Raw genomic sequence first — 13,257 nt, 5'->3', positions numbered from 1 at the left:
CGCGAAAAACAGAAGCGAACGATTCTGGCGCAGCCGCCCGCGCGGCGCATGCTGGCTTACGCGCGGTTCGTCGCTCAGGCGAGCCGGCCTTGTGCGCGCAGTGTGGCGCCGATGCGGCGGATCTCGGCCTCGCCCCGGTCGAGCGTCGCGCGGCTCGTGTGCACCGAGTAGTGGCCCATCACCAGCTCGTGCGGATGCGGGACCGCCGAGCCGAGCACGAAGGCCGTGTCGCCCCGCGCCACGACGTCGATGGCCGCACCGGACTCCTCGAACACCGCGAGCTCGCCCGTGCCGATGGGGCCGCCGGTGCCGTCGCCCGCGTCGAGCCGGCCCGCGTTCACCGCCACCCAACCCACCGCGTGGCCGGCCGGCGGCGTGTAGCGCCAACGTTCGCCGTCCTTCAGCTGCACGGCCAGGTAGTTCATCGGCGAGGGCGCCGGAATGGGGCTCTGCGCCGCGCCGTAGCGCCCGAGCAGCACGCGCGCCGGGCCTTCCTGCGGCACCTGCGAGGGCGCGAGGTAGATGCTCTGCGCGGGCGCGTTTTCTTCGGCGGCCGGCAGCGCCACCCAGAGCTGGAAGCCCTGCACGCGCGTCACGCCCGGCGCCGGTGCGCCCGTGTGCCACACGCCGTTGCCGGCGCGCATCCACTCGACGCCGCCGCCGCGCAGCACGCCCTGTTCGCCGGTCGTGTCCTCGTACAGCGTGTTGCCTTCGATCAGCCACGTCAGCGTGGCGATGCCCGAGTGCGGGTGCAGGCCGAAGCCCTTGTGGCCGCCGTCGACATCGAAGCCGAACAGGTCGAGGAACACGAAGGGCTTGAGGTATTCGCCCAGGTCGCCGGGGCTCATGAGCCGCGTGATCGGCCCGTGCCTGGCGCCGCGCGTGCGGTAGACGATGGCGCGGGTGTCTGTTGCCACGGCTGCGGTCATGCGGCCTCCCTGGCGGTCTTCAGTGCGCGGGTCCACCACGCCATGTCGTCGAGCAGGCCCGTGGCCGACTGCGCCAGGTGCGGGAAGTCGTCGAAGGACTTGCCCTGCTGCCAGATGCCCAGGAACTCGACCATGCCGATGTGCACCGCATGGCGCACCGGCGCCATCTGCATCTCGACCGCGACCAACCGCAGCTGCTCCACCGCCCGCGCCGCGCCCACGCCGCCGTAGCCCACGAAGCCGATCGGCTTGCGGATGAACTCCTTGTAGGCCCAGTCGATCGCGTTCTTCAGCACCGCGCTCGGGCCGTGGTTGTACTCGGGCGTGACGATGATGAGCCCGTCGAAGGTCGCCAGCTTGGCCTGCCAGCGCTGCGCGGCCTCGTTCTTCACCGGGCCCCAGGCGGGCGCGCCGGCTTCATTGAAAAAGGGCAGCGGGTGGTCGCGCAGGTCGACCAGCTCGAAGGCCAGGTCGGTGCGCTGCTTCGCGATCTCGTGGATCCAGTGCGCGGGCTTCTCGCCGAAGCGGCCTTCGCGGGTCGAGCCGATGACGATGCCGATGCGGGGTTGTTGCTGTTGCTGTCCGGTCATGGGGTGCGTGCTCCTGAATGAAATGGGGTGGTCGAAGGCCGGAAAGGCCATGGACTGAAGGTTAGGCACGCACGCATTGATCGACTAGACGGTAGAGTCGGATTGCACTCGTCCACCAAGAGAAGGAATCGACCCCGCCATGCTCGATCTCAACGACATCGCCGTCTTCGTGCAGGTGGTGCGCCACGGCAGCTTTGCCGAGGCCGGCCGCCGGCTGGGCCTGCCGCCCAACACCGTGAGCCGGCGCATCCAGCAATTGGAGGCGCAGCTCGGCACCCGGCTGCTGCAGCGCTCAACCCGCAAGCTCACGCTCACCGGCGCCGGGCAGGCGTTTCACGAACAGTGCGCCGAGGCGGTCGACGGGCTGGTCGAGGCCGGGCAGGCGCTCATCACCGGCAGCCAGGAACCCAGCGGCCGCGTGCGCGTGGCGGCCACGGCCGATTTCTTCGACTTCTTCCCCATGGCCTGGGTGGCCGACTTCCTGGCCACGTACCCGTTGGTGCGCGTCGAGTTCGTGCTCAGCGACGCCAAGGCCGACCTGATCGCCGAGCAGATCGACATCGCCTTCCGCGGCGGCGCCCTGGCCGACTCGGGATACGTCGCCCGCCAGCTGCTCGGCCCGCGCACCGACGGCCTCGTCGCCAGCCCCGCCTACCTGGCCGCGCGCGGCACGCCCGCCACGCTGGGCGAGCTGGCCGACCACGACTGCGTGACCCCCGCGCACCCCAGCGGCCGCACCACCTGGCGCCTGACCGGGCCCGGCGGGAAGGAAGAAGAAGTACAGGTCGGCGGCCGCTTCAGCGGCAACACCGCGCAGGCCTTGCGCAAGGCCGCCATCGCCGGCCTGGGCATCGCGCTGCTGCCGCCGGCCATGGGACGGCTCGACGTGGAGGCGGGGCGGCTGGTGCCGGTGCTGCCGCAGTACCAGCGCACCGGGCACGGGCTGAGCGTGGTCTACCCGAGCCGCAAGCACCTGCCGCGGGCGGTGTCGGCGTTCATCGGGATGGTGACGCAGAAGCTGCGGGAGGAGGAGGCGTTGCCGGATGTGTGGCGGGCGCGGATGACCTGACTTCGGACGCGGATCGATTTCCACAGAAAATGCCCGCCATGAAAATCGAAAAAGACACCGTCGTCACCCTCAAGTACAAAGTCGCCGACGCCCAGGGCAAGCTCATCGAAGCCAGCCCCGAGCCGATGGCCTACCTGCATGGCGGTTACGAGAACACCCTGCCCAAGATCGAGCAGGCGCTCGACGGCCAGGAAAAGGGCTACCAGACCACGCTGAACCTCGCCCCCGAAGACGCCTTCGGCCTGCGCGACGAGGCGCTGGTGCGCACCATCCCCAAGACCGAGTTCCCGCCCGGCGTGAAGGTCGGCGGCCAGCTGCAGGGCCGGCTCGACGACGGCACCGAGCACGTCTTCACCGTGACCAAGATCAAGGGCCCGGTCGTGCTGCTCGACGGCAACCACCCCTGGGCCGGCAAGGCGCTGAAGTTCAGCCTGCAGGTGACGGACGTGCGCGCAGCGCTGCCGGTGGAGATCGAGCACCGGCATGTGCATGGGGCGCATGGGCACCATCACTGAGTAGCGCCCGGGCAATGGATTTCCCGAACGCTTCCAACATCTCCAGCGTTTTCAGCGTCATCGCGCCGTTGCTGATCGCGGGGGCGTTCCTCTGGGTCGTGCTGCGCACCGAATCGCGGCATGTGCTGCTGAGCCGCCTCTGGCAACTGGTCCACGGCAAGCAGGAAATCTCGGACCCGCAGGTTCGCGCGTTCGTCGACGAACAAACAAGCCTGATTTCATTTCGCATGTTCGCGGGAGTCCCGGTCGCCAGCCTCAAAGAAGCGCATCAGCTGATCGAGTGGACCAAGCTGAATGGCGTGCAGATGCGCACGCTGAGTGTGTGCGGCGAGCTCTTCGATACGGAGCTTCGCCAGGTAAGGATTCACAAGCTGCCGTCACGCTTTTCTCAGGCATGGAGACTGGCCGGGTTCTTCATTGCCGTGGCGGTCGGCTTCTTCAGCGTGATTGGCCTCTTCTCGTCTCAATCCCTTCTCTCGCTCAAGAGCACCGATCGGTATTTCTGGGGGAGCCCTACGGAAGTGAAGCCGCTCTGGCCCCTCCTTGGCGCTCCTGCGCTTAACGCGGCGCAATGCTCACAAGCTGCAAGTGAGAACGCCTCACGGACGACTTTCAGTGAGCAGGAAGTCAGCATTCTTTGCGATCTTCTGAAGTCCGAGGCTACGCCCGAGTTCATGAAGAAGGCCTTGAGCGAGCAGCGCTGGTCCCTTGTCATGCTCGTTGCCTTCACGCTGTGGATTTCCTGGCTCGGCCTGTTTGCATGGGCCGCCGGGTTCGCAGCTCACAGTCTGGCAAAGCGCAACATCGATCCAAGTCTCCCCGGCTCGCAGTTGAGCCTGGATCTGGGAACTTAGCCGCGCTTCTTCCAGAACCTCGGTGCGTCGCCGATCGTCTCCAGCGCCTTGCGGCACGCCTTCGCACCCGCCGCGCGGCGCGCGCTGAACCAGCCGACCGCGAACCACGCACGCGGATCGCGCGATGCGACTTCGCGGTACAGCGCGAGCGCCACGGCCTCGTCGTTGAACGCGCCCAGTGCGTCCTGCGCGGGGCGCAGGGCCTTCAGGTAGCGCTCGGCCGCGTCCTTCTTCTTTTTGCCGCCTTCCGCCTCGGCGAACAGCGGCGCCGCGAACTCCGCCAGGTAGCGCAGGCGCTTGAGCCGCTTGCGCGCGCGGTGCTGGTGTTCGGTGGCGAGCGATTCGAAACGCCGGCCGTCGCGCACGGCCTGTTTGTGCAGGCGCTGGAGCCGCTCGCGCAGCAGCTGAAGGGCCGCGTCGGCGGCGAGCGGCGTCGGGCCCGTCGACTCGGGTGCGGTGGCGGTGAAGCCGATCAGCGACACCAGCACGTCCTGGAATGCGGCGGCGCGCACGATGTCGCCGGGTGTCGATGCCTGCGCGGCAGCCGCATCGCTGGCATCGCCCGCCAGCGGATCGACCTCCGGCGCGCCCGCTTCACGCAGCCGCGGCTGCGCGAGCTTCACGACCTGTTCGCGGTCGCGCAGTTCGCCGAGCGCGCGGAAGGCGTCGACCAGCGGCGGCTCCCAGGTGGCGACATCGAAGCGGCTGGTGTCGGCATCGAGCCCCGCCAGTTCGCGCAGCGCGGTGCGCAGGCGGCGGATGCCGATGCGCAGCTGGTGGATCTGCTCTTCGTCGGTGCTGCCCGCGGCGATCTCGCTGGCGTTGGGCAGCATCTGGTCCAGGCACGACGCGACCACGGCTTGCTGGAGGGCGCGGCCGTCGCGGCCATGAGTGGGGAAACGCGGCGCTTCGGCCTTGACGGCGGGCACGGTCTCCTGTTCGGCCAGCAGGCGCATGCCGCGCTCGGCCTTCGAGACGGTGCTGAACCACAGGCCGTGCTGCTGCGACCAGCGCCGCGCGAGCGCCACGAGCCCCTGCACGCCGCCGCTCTTGAGTTCGAGCTCCAGCTCGCACACGGGCGAGGTGCGCTGCGCGGGCGTGCCCGCGTGCGCGACGACCTTGCCGACGTCGAGCGCCATCTCGACGACGGCGCCGCCCGGGCCGCTCACGCGCAGGTCGCGCGTGAGCCGCACGATGTCGGTCGACTGGCGCTCGACCAGCGGCACCGCGCCGCCGTCGGACTCTTGCAGCAGGCGGGCCAAGCGCTCGCCGACGGGCGTGCCGGCGTGGCGCGCGGGGTCGATGGCGGGCGCGGCGGCGCCGGTGCCCAGGTCGACGTTGTGCTCGAGCCGGTGCAGCGCGTTGTCGCCGGCGGCCTTGACGGTCTGCACCCAGCGCCGGCCCTCCTTGCGCAGCCGCAGCACCATGCCGTCGGCGACGAGGCGCTGGTCGGCGGTGTCGAAATAGCGGGCCTGCAGGCGCGTGCGCACGACGGCGCCGCGCCGCAATGCGGCTTCGACGGCCTTCAGGCGGCCGGCGGGAATGCAGAACTTGAACTCGATTTCCATGGTGTTCATGATGCCCGCTCTTTTTTCCCCTCAGCGAGGTGGTGCCGGCCGATTTCCGGTGCTTCGAAAAATCATGTGGACACCGTCCATTTTCTTTGATATCTTTTGTGGACGGCGTACACAAAGACGTCGGCAAACACCCCATTCACCCTTCATCGACACAGGAAAGACACCATGGCCACCAAGCAGATCTTCGTGAACCTCCCCGTCCGGAACCTCGACAAGAGCAAGGCCTTCTTCGGCGCGCTGGGCTACACCTTCAACCCGCAGTTCACCGACGCGAACGCCGCCTGCATGGTCATCCACGAGGGCAGCATCCACGCGATGCTGCTGATGGAGGACTACTTCAAGACCTTCACGAACCAGGGCATCGCCGACGCCCGCAAGGAGAACGAAGTGCTGGTGTGCCTGTCGTGCGAGAGCCGCGCCGAGGTCGACGACCTGGTCGCCAAGGCGGTGGCCGCCGGCGGCACGACGCCGCGCGAGCCGAAGGACTACGGCTTCATGTACGGCCACGGCTTCCAGGACCTGGACGGCCACATCTGGGAACTGGTCTACATGGACCCGAACGCCGAGATGCCCTCGCAGTGAACGGGGGGGCCGGACGATGCCCATCGTTCCATATGCGCTCTTGATCGTTGCGCGCAAGGCACCTACCGAAAGGCGGCGCCGCCCCGATATTCCTGGTTCCGGCACGGCCCGCATGGCGGCCGTGCCTGCCTCACCAAGGAATACCGACATGTCCGACAGCAACGACAACCGCAGCGCGTCTCCCATCGTCCAGGTCCAGCCGCTCGGCTTCCCGTGGCAGACGTTGGACCCCTTCCTGTTCTGCGTTTATCACGACGACGCGTACCCGAAGGGCAACGGCCGCATGGGCCCCGAGGCCTCGCTGGCCGGCCGCCAGATCGGCCAGGACTTCAGCCGCAAGGACGGCTGGAGCATGTACCACGGCGAGACGGTGCCGGGCTTTCCCTCGCACCCGCACCGCGGCTTCGAGACGGTGACCATCGTACGCAAGGGCCTGGTCGACCACTCCGACTCGCTGGGCGCCACCGCGCGTTTCGGCGGCGGCGACGTGCAGTGGCTCACGGCCGGCAAGGGCATCGTGCATTCGGAGATGTTCCCGCTGCTCGACGCCAGCGCGCCGAATCCGCTGGAGCTGTTCCAGATCTGGCTCAACCTGCCGGCGAAGAACAAGATGGCCGAGCCGCACTTCACGATGTTCTGGTCGGAGGCGATTCCGCGCTTCGCCTCGGACGACGCGCAGGGCGGCCGCACCGAGGTGGCGGTGATCGCCGGGCGCTTCGGCCGCGATGACGCGCAGGCCCAGGCGGCCATCGACCCGCTCGCGCCGCCGCCCGATTCGTGGGCCGCGCAGGCCGGCGCCGACCTCGCGATCTGGACGCTGCGCATGACGCCCGGCGCGCGCTGGACGCTGCCGCCCGCCGCTGGCGAGGGCACGCGGCGCATGCTGTATTTCTTCAAGGGTGCGACCGCGCAGGTGGCGGGTCGGCGCGTGGACGGGCCGGCGGCCATCGAGCTGCGCGCCGACGCAGCGGTGGAGCTGTGCAACGGCCCCGAAGGCGACGGCGAGTTCCTGCTGCTGCAGGGCCGCCCGATCGGCGAGCCGGTGGCGCAGTACGGCCCCTTCGTGATGAACACGCAGGCCGAGATCGCCCAGACGATGGCCGACTACCGCCGCACGCAGTTCGGCGGCTGGCCCTGGGCCGACCCGGCGCCGGTGCATGGCGCCGAGGCCGCGCGCTTTGCGCGGCACCCGGACGGGCGCGAGGAAGTGCCGGGAGCCTGATCTACATCGGCTTCCGGGGCTGCGCGGTTCTCAGTAGCCGCGCAGCACCTCGACGCTCAGCGCGGTCATGCTCGGGATGAACTCGATCACGTCGGTGCGCGCGACGCCGCCCTGCACGAAGGGGTCGCGCGCCAGCACCGCCTCGAGCCCCTCGCGGTCGCCTGAGCGCGCGAGGATCACGCCGCCCTTGCGCGGCACCTGGCGCCCCGAGGCCACGAACAGGCCGCTGGCGTAGTGCTTCTTGAGCCAGGTGACATGCGCATCCATCAGCGCGTCGAGTTCCTCGAGCGGACGGATGTAGGTCAGGGTGACGATGAACATGGCAAAGGCAGGTCGATGCGGAAGATGACCCGATCCTATGACCTCGCCACGACCGTGGCGGGGCGAGAGTGTGTCTCGCGGGTAACTGTCGCATGCGGCATGTGCATGCCGGCCTTGTCGCCCACCGGACCTGCGCACCGGCGTGCGATCTCGTAGATTCGGTCGCTGCATTCCTCAGTTCATGTCACTTCACCGGAGACCCTGTTCCATGATCCAAGTCGTTGCCGTCATCACCGCCAAGCCCGGCCAGCGCGCCCTGCTGCTCGAAGCCTTCAAGGCCAACCGCGCCGCCGTGCTCGCCGAAGAGGGCTGCATCGAGTACGCCGCCACGATCGACGCGCAGGGCATTCCCCCGTCGAAGGCCAGCTTCGGGCCCGACACCTTCGTGGTGATCGAGAAGTGGGCCTCGCTGCCGGCCCTGCAGGCGCACGCGGTCGCGCCGCACATGGCGGCCTTCAGCGCCCAGACCAGGGAGCTCACCGAGAGCAAGCGCATCCACGTGCTCGAACCCATCTGACCCTGCCGCACCGCCGCCGCCTTCGCGCGCGGCGCGATGCCTGCTACCCTCGCGCCGGGGAGAAGAAGACATCTCGGACGAGGGGGTTCAAGACATGGCGATCGTCTCCAGACCGCAGGGTCTGCGCTGGCGCACCGGCGCGCTCCTGCTGGCGGCACTGGCCACGGGCTGCGCACAGCTCGGCGCACCGCCCTATGCCGCCGACTACGAGGCGCTCGACCGGCTCGAGGCCCACAACCCCGGCAAGGTCGCGGTGGCCAAGGTGCAGCCCACCGATCCCAACGACAGGATCAACACGCTGGGCCTGCGCCGCGCCAGGCTGGTGTCGCCCAGCGGCACCTTCGCCCAGTACCTCGAAGACGCGCTGATGCGCGACCTGAGCGAGATCTCCGTCTACGACCCCAAGGCGCCGACCCGCATCGCGGCGCGCATCCTCGTCAACGAGCTCGACCTGGGCGTGATCAACGGCTCGGGCCGCATGGACGTCGAAGTCACCGTCACGCGCAACGCCGCGCAGACGCTGCGCAAGACCTACCGCGGCGAGATCGCCTTCGATTCGAGCTACGCCAACATCGTGGCCGTGCCCGCCGGGCAGGCCGCGTACCCGCGGCTGGTGCGGGCGCTGCTGCGGCAGGTGTATGCCGATCCGCAATTCGTCGCGGCCATCGCGCCGCCTGCTCAGTAAGGCCGGAGAAGCACCATGTCGTTTCTTCTTACTTCTCCGATGCCCTGGCTGGCCGCCGCGCTGGCAACCGCCGTGCTGCTGGCGGGCTGCGCCCACCCGATCACGATGATCACCGAGACCGCACCGCCGCGGTCGGCCGCCCACCTCATTCCCAAGAAGGTGGCCTACGTGATGACCGACGCGCAGCGCGACCTGCAGGTGACCACCGCCGGCGGCAGCGGCGACCGCGTGAGCTACTACCCGTACCGCGACCTCGAAAAATCGATCCGCGACGCGCTGCGCGCGGTCTACCGCAACGTGGTCGTGCTGCGCGCCGCCGGCGATGCCAAGGCCAACGAGGCAGCGGGCGTGTCGCTGGTGTTCACGCCGCAGATCAAGACCGATTCGAGCTCGTCCTCATGGATCACCTGGCCGCCCACCGCCTTCACGGCCGAGGTGGCCTGCGTGGTGACCGACACCGCGGGCGCCGAAGTCACGCGCGTGCGCGCGGTCGGCAACGGCACGGCGGAGTTCGGCGAGTTCAACGGCGACTACGGCCTGGCCGCACGGCGCGCGGCCACACGGATGACGGCGCAGCTCAGCAGCGAGATACGGCGCAACGAGAAGCTGCGCTGAGCCGTTCGACGACCACTCGCCCAATAAAAAACGCGCCCGAGGGCGCGTTTTTCGTGGGAGTCGCGAAGTCTTACTTCGACACGACCTTCACCATCTCGAGGCACTTGTTCGAGTAGCCCCATTCGTTGTCGTACCAGCTCACGAGCTTCACGAAGGTGCCGTCGAGCGCAATGCCGGCTTCGGCGTCGAAGATCGAGGTGCGCGGGTCGCCGCGGAAGTCGGTGGCCACCACCTTGTCTTCGGTGTAGCCCAGCACGCCCTTCAGCGCGCCTTCGCTCTGAGCCTTCATTTCGGCGCAGATCTCGGCGTAGGTGGCGTCCTTGACGAGTTCAACGGTCAGGTCGACCACCGACACGTCGGAGGTCGGCACGCGGAAGCTCATGCCGGTGAGCTTCTTGTTGAGCTCGGGGATCACCACGCCCACGGCCTTGGCCGCACCCGTCGACGACGGAATGATGTTTTCCAGGATGCCGCGGCCGCCGCGCCAGTCCTTGTTGCTCGGGCCGTCCACGGTCTTCTGCGTGGCGGTGGCGGCGTGCACGGTGGTCATCAGGCCGCGCTTGATGCCCCACTTGTCGTTCAGCACCTTGGCCAGCGGGGCCAGGCAGTTGGTGGTGCAGCTGGCGTTGCTGATGATGGCTTCGCCGGCGTACTTCTTGTCGTTCACGCCGTAGACGAACATGGGGGTGTCGTCCTTCGAAGGGGCCGACAGGATCACCTTCTTGGCGCCCGCGTCGATGTGCTTCTGCGCGGTTTCCTTGGTGAGGAAGAGGCCGGTCGACTCGAGCACGATGTCGGCGCCGACTTCGTTCCACTTGAGCTGCGACGGGTCGCGCTCTTGCGTCAGGCGGATCTTCTTGCCGTTGACGATCAGCGTGTTGCCTTCGACCGTGACTTCACCCTTGAAGCGGCCATGCACCGAGTCGTACTGGAGCATGTAGGCCAGGTATTCCGGCTCGAGCAAGTCGTTGATGGCAACGATTTCGATGTCGTTCTTGAAGTTCTGCACGGCTGCGCGCAGCACGTTGCGACCGATGCGGCCGAAGCCGTTGATACCGAGTTTGATAGCCATCTGACTTGCTCCTAAGGTTGAAAAACTTTTGATCGGACGGGAAAAGGACGAACCGCGCGACGCTCAGTCGCGCAGGGCCGCTTCCACGGTGGCGGCCACGTTCTCCGCCGTGAAACCGAAGTGCTTGAACAGCACGGGCGCGGGGGCCGACTCGCCGTAGCTGTCGATGCCGACCACGGCCGCGCAGCCGTACTTCCACCAGCCGTCGGTGCAGCCCATTTCGACCGCGACGCGCGGGATCTTCTTGGGCAGCACGGCCTTCTTGTAGGCCAGGTCCTGGCGGTCGAAGGTGGTGGTCGAGGGCATCGACACCACGCGCACGGCGATCTTCTTGTCGGCCAGCAGCTTCTGGGCGGCCAGCGCGAGCTGCACCTCGGAACCGGTGGCGATGATGACGGCGGCCGTCTTCTTGTTCTTGAGGCCGACGTTCTCGGGCTCGGACAGCACGTAGGCGCCGCGGCTGATGTCGCCCAGGTCGCTCTTGGCGGCGTAGGCGATGTTCTGGCGGCTCAGCAGCAGCGCGGTCGGGCGCGTGGCGTTCTGCAGTGCGACAGCCCAGGCCACGGAGGTTTCGGCCGTGTCGCCCGGACGCCAGACGTCCAGGTTGGGAATGAGGCGCAGCGAGGCGGCGTGCTCGATCGACTGGTGCGTCGGGCCGTCTTCACCCAGGCCGATGGAGTCGTGCGTGAACACGTGCACCACGCGGCGCTTCATGAGCGCGGCCATGCGGATGGCGTTGCGGCTGTAGTCGCTGAAGGTGAGGAAGGTGCCGCCGTAGGGGATGTAGCCGCCGTGCAGCGCCACGCCGTTCATGATGGCGGCCATGCCGAATTCGCGCACGCCGTAGTTGATGTGGCGGCCGATCTCGCCGTGCGGCGGCTCGACGGCATCACCTTGTGCGGCTTCGTCTTCGCCGCCCTGGGGCACCACCGGTGCGGGGGGCGCGTTCAGCACGACGGCGCCGGTCTTGGCGTCGAAGCGCAGCGCGGCGGTGCTCTTGGTGTTGGTGAGGTTGGAGCCCGTGAGGTCGGCGCTGCCGCCGAGCATTTCGGGCAGCGCGGCCGTGAAGGCTTCCAGCGCGAGCTGGCTGGCCTTGCGGCTGGCCACGGTTTCGCCCTTGGTGTGGGCGGCGACCACGGTGTCGAACGCGACCTGGTGGAAGTTCTTGGGCAGCTCGCCCTTCATGCGGCGCGTGAACTCGGCGGCGAGTTCGGGGTACGCGGCTGTGTAGGCGGCGAAGGTGTCGTTCCAGGCGGCTTCGGTCTTGGCGCCTTCGGCCTTGTGGTCCCAGTCGGCGTACACCTCGGCCGGGATTTCGAAGGCGGGGTAGGGCCAGCCGATGGCTTCGCGCGTGAGCTTGATTTCTTCCGCGCCCAGCGCCTCGCCGTGCGCCTTGGCGGTGCCGGCGCGGTTCGGGCTGCCCTTGCCGATGGTGGTCTTGCAGACGATCAGCGTGGGCTTGGTGGCTTCCTTCTTGGCCTTGGCGATGGCCTTGGCCACTTCCTTGGCGTCGTTGCCGTCGATCGGGCCGACGACGTTCCAGCCGTAGCCCTTGAAGCGCTCTTCGGTGTTGTCGATGAACCAGGGCTTGACCTGGCCGTCGATGCTGATGCCGTTGTCGTCGTACAGGGCGATCAGCTTGTTCAGGTGCCAGGCGCCGGCCAGGGCGCAGGCTTCGTGGCTGATGCCTTCCATCATGCAACCGTCGCCCAGGAAGGCGTAGGTGTGGTGGTCGACGATGGTCAGGTCCTTGCGGTTGAACTCGGCGGCCAGCAGCTTCTCGGCCAGCGCGAAGCCCACGGCATTGGTGATGCCCTGGCCCAGCGGGCCGGTGGTGGTTTCCACGCCGGGGGTGACGTCGACTTCGGGGTGGCCGGCGGTCTTGCTGTGCAGCTGGCGGAAGTTCTTGATCTCGGCCAGGGGCAGGTCGTAGCCCGTGAGGTGCAGCACCGCGTAGATCAGCATCGAGGCGTGGCCGTTGGACAGCACGAAGCGGTCGCGGTCGAACCAGTGCGGGTTGGCGGGGTTGTAGCGCAGGTGCTCGCCCCACAGGGCGACGGCCATGTCGGCCATGCCCATCGGTGCGCCCGGATGTCCGGAATTGGCTTGTTGAACGGCATCCATTGCCAGCGCGCGGATCGCGTTGGCCATCAGGGCTTGGTTTGCCATGGGCAGTGGGCTTTCGGGGGAAAAGGGTGGGTGGGGGATACGGGAGAACCCGAGATTTTACCGGGCGAGCCGCGCCCGGCCTCGATACAGGGCCAACACCCCGCTGATGCTCTCTTGTGTCGCAGGCCCGGCTGCTAGAGTTGCCCCCCATGCAAGGGCTGCACCTCACCGCCGATCTCCACGACTGCCAATGCGGCCTCCAATGGCTCACCGACGGGCGCGCGCTCGGCGAGGTCTGCACCAAGGCCGTGGCCGCCGCCGGGCTGCAGGCCGTGGGCAAGCTGGTCCACGGCTTTCCGGCCACGCCGCAGGGGCCGGGCGGCGTGACGGCCACGCTGCTGCTGGCCGAGTCGCACCTGTGCATCCACACCTGGCCCGAGCAGCGCGGCGTGACGCTCGACGTGTACGTCTGCAACTTCGGCGCCGACCACTCGGCCAAGGCGCATGCGCTGATGGCCTGCCTGGTGGCGCTGTTCCAGCCCCGCCACAGCGAGCGCAACGAACTGCAACGCGGCCGTGTGGCCGGGTCGGTGCGGTGAT

Annotated in this window: 15 protein-coding genes; 9 read left to right on the top strand and 6 right to left on the bottom strand. The window is 68.3% G+C overall.

Annotated elements, in window-relative coordinates:
• Positions 1 to 74 precede the first annotated feature (74 nt).
• A complete protein-coding gene (locus AC1RAA_RS19680; protein ID WP_492730151.1) occupies positions 75 to 929 on the bottom strand; it encodes a pirin family protein in 855 nt (284 codons plus the stop codon).
• Positions 926 to 1,519: an NADPH-dependent FMN reductase gene (locus tag AC1RAA_RS19675; protein ID WP_492730149.1), complete on the bottom strand. Its 594-nt coding sequence runs from the start codon at positions 1,517 to 1,519 to the stop codon at positions 926 to 928. The genes AC1RAA_RS19680 and AC1RAA_RS19675 overlap by 4 nt, the downstream gene beginning before the upstream one ends.
• Before the next feature lie 139 nt (positions 1,520 to 1,658).
• Between AC1RAA_RS19675 and AC1RAA_RS19670 the strand changes: the two genes are divergently transcribed.
• From AC1RAA_RS19670 to AC1RAA_RS19660, 3 genes are read left to right on the top strand one after another with little or no spacing between them, the layout of a single operon-like run.
• Entirely contained in the window at positions 1,659 to 2,588 is a 930-nt protein-coding gene (locus AC1RAA_RS19670; RefSeq protein WP_492730147.1) for a LysR family transcriptional regulator, read from the top strand.
• A 38-nt stretch (positions 2,589 to 2,626) separates the two neighbouring features.
• Positions 2,627 to 3,103 carry an FKBP-type peptidyl-prolyl cis-trans isomerase gene (locus AC1RAA_RS19665; RefSeq protein WP_062473516.1) on the top strand — a complete coding sequence of 159 codons (477 nt, stop codon included), beginning with the start codon at positions 2,627 to 2,629 and terminating at the stop codon, positions 3,101 to 3,103.
• Positions 3,104 to 3,117: 14 nt separating this feature from the next.
• Complete coding sequence (locus tag AC1RAA_RS19660) at positions 3,118 to 3,957, top strand: DUF6216 family protein (protein WP_159274190.1); 840 nt, start codon at positions 3,118 to 3,120, stop codon at positions 3,955 to 3,957.
• On the opposite strand, the gene AC1RAA_RS19655 is transcribed toward AC1RAA_RS19660, so the two are convergent.
• Entirely contained in the window at positions 3,954 to 5,534 is a 1,581-nt protein-coding gene (locus tag AC1RAA_RS19655; RefSeq protein WP_492730145.1) for a CYTH and CHAD domain-containing protein, read from the bottom strand. The two genes, AC1RAA_RS19660 and AC1RAA_RS19655, sit on opposite strands and share 4 nt — an antisense overlap.
• A 165-nt stretch (positions 5,535 to 5,699) precedes the next feature.
• On the opposite strand from AC1RAA_RS19655, the gene AC1RAA_RS19650 reads away from it, so the two are divergent.
• A complete protein-coding gene (locus AC1RAA_RS19650; RefSeq protein ID WP_095747343.1) occupies positions 5,700 to 6,116 on the top strand; it encodes a VOC family protein in 417 nt (138 codons plus the stop codon).
• A gap of 148 nt (positions 6,117 to 6,264) precedes the next feature.
• A complete protein-coding gene (locus AC1RAA_RS19645) occupies positions 6,265 to 7,338 on the top strand; it encodes a pirin family protein (RefSeq protein WP_492730143.1) in 1,074 nt (357 codons plus the stop codon).
• A gap of 30 nt (positions 7,339 to 7,368) precedes the next feature.
• Here AC1RAA_RS19645 and AC1RAA_RS19640 read toward each other — a convergent pair whose 3' ends face one another.
• Entirely contained in the window at positions 7,369 to 7,659 is a 291-nt protein-coding gene (locus AC1RAA_RS19640; protein WP_062473524.1) for a YciI family protein, read from the bottom strand.
• 208 nt (positions 7,660 to 7,867) lie between these two features.
• Here AC1RAA_RS19640 and AC1RAA_RS19635 point away from each other — a divergent pair, with 208 nt between their 5' ends.
• The 3 genes from AC1RAA_RS19635 to AC1RAA_RS19625 all read left to right on the top strand — a co-directional run bounded on the left by AC1RAA_RS19635 (position 7,868) and on the right by AC1RAA_RS19625 (position 9,476).
• Positions 7,868 to 8,176, top strand: a complete 309-nt coding sequence (locus tag AC1RAA_RS19635) for a putative quinol monooxygenase (protein ID WP_062473527.1) — start codon at positions 7,868 to 7,870, stop codon at positions 8,174 to 8,176.
• A gap of 94 nt (positions 8,177 to 8,270) precedes the next feature.
• Positions 8,271 to 8,861, top strand: coding sequence for a hypothetical protein (locus AC1RAA_RS19630; RefSeq protein WP_492730142.1), 591 nt, complete (start codon positions 8,271 to 8,273; stop codon positions 8,859 to 8,861).
• A 15-nt stretch (positions 8,862 to 8,876) separates the two neighbouring features.
• Complete coding sequence (locus AC1RAA_RS19625) at positions 8,877 to 9,476, top strand: hypothetical protein (protein WP_492730140.1); 600 nt, start codon at positions 8,877 to 8,879, stop codon at positions 9,474 to 9,476.
• A 70-nt stretch (positions 9,477 to 9,546) separates the two neighbouring features.
• Here the strand turns inward: AC1RAA_RS19625 and gap are convergent, their stop codons facing one another.
• Positions 9,547 to 10,548: a type I glyceraldehyde-3-phosphate dehydrogenase gene (gene gap / locus AC1RAA_RS19620; protein WP_056575024.1), complete on the bottom strand. Its 1,002-nt coding sequence runs from the start codon at positions 10,546 to 10,548 to the stop codon at positions 9,547 to 9,549.
• A gap of 63 nt (positions 10,549 to 10,611) precedes the next feature.
• On the bottom strand, positions 10,612 to 12,717 hold the full coding sequence (locus AC1RAA_RS19615; RefSeq protein WP_492730138.1) for a transketolase family protein: 2,106 nt from the start codon (positions 12,715 to 12,717) through the stop codon (positions 10,612 to 10,614).
• Positions 12,718 to 12,866: 149 nt separating this feature from the next.
• Between AC1RAA_RS19615 and AC1RAA_RS19610 the strand changes: the two genes are divergently transcribed.
• Positions 12,867 to 13,256 carry an S-adenosylmethionine decarboxylase family protein gene (locus AC1RAA_RS19610; protein WP_153281429.1) on the top strand — a complete coding sequence of 130 codons (390 nt, stop codon included), beginning with the start codon at positions 12,867 to 12,869 and terminating at the stop codon, positions 13,254 to 13,256.
• Position 13,257: the final 1 nt, after the last annotated feature.

Source organism: Variovorax sp. GW823-FHT04F07 (assembly GCF_058795995.1).
The sequence above is the reverse complement of the archived record's forward strand: the minus strand, read 5'-3'. Positions and strand labels throughout refer to the sequence as shown.

Coding starts and splice junctions, on each gene's coding strand:
- AC1RAA_RS19680 (WP_492730151.1), bottom strand. CDS start 929: ATGACCGCAGCCGTGGCAACAGACACCCGCGCCATCGTCTACCGCACG.
- AC1RAA_RS19675 (WP_492730149.1), bottom strand. CDS start 1,519: ATGACCGGACAGCAACAGCAACAACCCCGCATCGGCATCGTCATCGGC.
- AC1RAA_RS19670 (WP_492730147.1), top strand. CDS start 1,659: ATGCTCGATCTCAACGACATCGCCGTCTTCGTGCAGGTGGTGCGCCAC.
- AC1RAA_RS19665 (WP_062473516.1), top strand. CDS start 2,627: ATGAAAATCGAAAAAGACACCGTCGTCACCCTCAAGTACAAAGTCGCC.
- AC1RAA_RS19660 (WP_159274190.1), top strand. CDS start 3,118: ATGGATTTCCCGAACGCTTCCAACATCTCCAGCGTTTTCAGCGTCATC.
- AC1RAA_RS19655 (WP_492730145.1), bottom strand. CDS start 5,534: ATGAACACCATGGAAATCGAGTTCAAGTTCTGCATTCCCGCCGGCCGC.
- AC1RAA_RS19650 (WP_095747343.1), top strand. CDS start 5,700: ATGGCCACCAAGCAGATCTTCGTGAACCTCCCCGTCCGGAACCTCGAC.
- AC1RAA_RS19645 (WP_492730143.1), top strand. CDS start 6,265: ATGTCCGACAGCAACGACAACCGCAGCGCGTCTCCCATCGTCCAGGTC.
- AC1RAA_RS19640 (WP_062473524.1), bottom strand. CDS start 7,659: ATGTTCATCGTCACCCTGACCTACATCCGTCCGCTCGAGGAACTCGAC.
- AC1RAA_RS19635 (WP_062473527.1), top strand. CDS start 7,868: ATGATCCAAGTCGTTGCCGTCATCACCGCCAAGCCCGGCCAGCGCGCC.
- AC1RAA_RS19630 (WP_492730142.1), top strand. CDS start 8,271: ATGGCGATCGTCTCCAGACCGCAGGGTCTGCGCTGGCGCACCGGCGCG.
- AC1RAA_RS19625 (WP_492730140.1), top strand. CDS start 8,877: ATGTCGTTTCTTCTTACTTCTCCGATGCCCTGGCTGGCCGCCGCGCTG.
- gap (WP_056575024.1), bottom strand. CDS start 10,548: ATGGCTATCAAACTCGGTATCAACGGCTTCGGCCGCATCGGTCGCAAC.
- AC1RAA_RS19615 (WP_492730138.1), bottom strand. CDS start 12,717: ATGGCAAACCAAGCCCTGATGGCCAACGCGATCCGCGCGCTGGCAATG.
- AC1RAA_RS19610 (WP_153281429.1), top strand. CDS start 12,867: ATGCAAGGGCTGCACCTCACCGCCGATCTCCACGACTGCCAATGCGGC.